This window comes from Microbacterium sp. ISL-103 (genome assembly GCF_018613995.1).
GTDB lineage: Bacteria > Actinomycetota > Actinomycetes > Actinomycetales > Microbacteriaceae > Microbacterium.
This window is the reverse complement of the sequence record NZ_JAGGPD010000141.1, coordinates 1-2,537: the sequence shown is the minus strand read 5'-3', so window position 1 is coordinate 2,537 and position 2,537 is coordinate 1. Positions and strand designations below refer to the sequence as shown.

Here is a 2,537-nt window from a genome sequence, read left to right as displayed (position 1 = left end):
CAAGCTCAAGAACGTGATGAGCGGCAAGGTCGTCGACAAGACGTTCAACGCCGGCGCGAAGATCGTGATCGAGAACGTCGATCGCCGTGACTACACCTACCTGTACACCGACGGCGACGGCTACGTGTTCATGGACCAGACCGACTACGACCAGATCACGGTGAGCGCCGCGACCGTCGGTGACGCGAAGAACTTCCTTCTCGAGAACCAGCAGGTCACGATCGCTCTCAACAACGGAAACCCGCTCTACATCGACCTGCCCGCATCGGTGATCCTCGAGATCACGTACAGCGAGCCGGGCCTGCAGGGCGACCGCTCCTCGGCAGGCACGAAGCCCGCCACGCTCGAGACCGGCTACGAGATCCAGGTGCCGCTCTTCGTCGAGACCGGAACCAAGGTCAAGGTCGACACCCGCCCGGGCGACTACCTCGGCCGCGAGAAGTAAGGCGTGGGCGCTCGTACGAAGGCGCGCAAGCGCGCACTCGACATCCTCTTCTCCGCCGACGTCCGAGGCGACGACGTATCGGTGACCCTGGCCGCCGAGGCCAAGCGCGCAGCGAGCGAGCCGGCACGTGAAGCGTCCTGGCTGTACGCCCGCGAGGTCGTCGACGGCATCATCGATCATCACGACGAGATCGACGAGCTGATCACGACTCACAGCCGAGACTGGCGTCTCGAGCGGATGCCCGCCGTCGACCGCGCCCTGCTGCGCATCGGCGTGTGGGAGATCCTGTTCAACGACGACGTGCCGACGGCCGTGGCCATCGATGAGGCGGTGGAGCTCGCGAAGGAGTTCTCGACCGACGACTCCGGTGCCTTCGTGCACGGTGTTCTGGCGCGGGTCTCACGCGCAGCCTGAGCGACGACTCTGGCCGCGACTCTCTCGATGTCGGGGGTCGCGGGAAGGATAGGACCATGCCCGCGCCGCACGTCGATCTCCGTGACCTCATGCAGATCACCGACGTCGGCGGATACCAGCGCGGTCTCGCCTATTTCCGTGAAGGCAACGTGCTCGACGTCGTCTGGCACGAAGAGCTTCTCGAGCTCGAAGGGCACGTGCAGGGCAGCGGCGACGCACAGTACGTCACCGCGGTCGGGTTCGTCTCGTCGAACGGCACCCGCCGCATGCGAACGACCCACTGCACCTGCCCGGTGCGAACGGGCTGCAAGCACGTCGTCGCGACTGTGCTCGCGTCGAACGTCAACGAGTTCTCACAGCAGTCGGCGGCGCTGAAGGCGCCGGCGGTTCCCGAGTCCGTGGCCCCGGCGCCGCGGGTGACGGCCGCGGCGTCGTGGCGCAGCCTTCTCGATCCGGCGGTCTCGCGGCATCCGCAGCAGCTGGCGCTCGGCGTCGAGCTGCGCCATCGCGAATCGCGAGGAGACAATCACTGGGCGCCGCGGCCGGTTCGCGCGGCGACCCCGCGCGACCTCGCGCGTCCGAACGGCGAACTGCTGCTCGCCATCCGTCCGCTGATGCGCAGCGCCCAGACGGGATCGTGGATCCAGGGCGGGGCGGGATGGGATGCGGTGCGCCGCGACGCCTCTCAGTTCGGCCGCGACCAGAATCGCTGGTTCGGCGATCTGCTCAGCATCTCGAGGGACTCTCTGCTCTCCGGCAACGCAGGGGAGTGGCTGGTTCTCGACCAGGTCGAGTCGCCTCTGCTGTGGCGCCAGCTGCGCTCGGGCGCTGAGGCGGGGATCCCGCTCGTCGCGAGCCAGAAGAACACGTCGGTGCGGCTGGCGGCGACCGCAGACGTCGCCGCCCTCATCTCGAGGACGTCGGACGGGTCGCTCTCGATCGCCGCGGATGTGCGGATCGATGACCGGCCCGTGCTCGCGACCGAGGTGCATCCGGTCGGTCGTACCGGTGTGTACGCGGCCACCCTGGTCGGCGCACGCATCGAGGTCGTGCTCGCCGAGACCCCGCTGAGCGAGCAGACGCGGTCGCTCCTCGCAGCGTCGCAGCCGATCGTGGTGCCGACGTCCGACGAAGAGGCCTTCATCGCCGACGCGTATCCGCTGCTCGCTCGTCGTGGTGCGGTGAGCACCGCGGGCGACGTCTCGCTGCCCGATGTGCCCGAGCCCGAGCCCGAGCTCACCGTCACCTACGAGCGCGGAGACGTCGTCAGCTACTCGTTCGAATGGTCGTACGGCCGCTTCGGACACGTGCCGTTCGCCTGGAACGGTGCGGCGGTGCGTGACGCCGATGCCGAGGCCACGTCGCGCGCGCTCATCGAAGGAGTGTGGCAGGAGTTCCGGTCGACCAGCTTCAGGCCGGCCGGCTCGTTCCACGACATCGACGCTGCGGCCTTCGTCGCGGAATGCGTTCCCGCCCTCGAGGCCGCCGGGGTCTCGGTGCGATCCCGCGGTGAGCGCAAGGACTATCGAGAGTTGACCGGCGATCCCGAGGTGAAGGTCACCACCGTCGAGACGACGGATTCGGACTGGTTCGATCTGGGCATCCTCGTCACGCTCGACGGCAGCCGGATCCCGTTCGGTCCGCTCTTCACCGCCCTGACCAGGGGTCGCAAGAAGCT

The 2,537-nt window shown here is 68.0% G+C and carries 3 protein-coding genes; all 3 read left to right on the top strand.

Annotation, left to right across the window (positions count from 1 at the left end; all coding sequences use genetic code 11):
• Nucleotides 1-445 (top strand): elongation factor P (efp, locus tag J7E68_RS06065; protein WP_215170807.1); only part of this gene is annotated, 445 nt, incomplete at its 5' end.
• A 3-nt stretch (nucleotides 446-448) separates the two neighbouring features.
• The gene (nusB, locus tag J7E68_RS06060) at nucleotides 449-859 is read left to right on the top strand and encodes a transcription antitermination factor NusB (protein WP_215170806.1); all 411 of its coding nucleotides are present in this window, start codon (nucleotides 449-451) and stop codon (nucleotides 857-859) included.
• A 56-nt stretch (nucleotides 860-915) separates the two neighbouring features.
• The coding region (locus J7E68_RS06055; RefSeq protein ID WP_396652486.1) for an SWIM zinc finger domain-containing protein at nucleotides 916-2,537 on the top strand (1,622 nt) is incomplete at its 3' end.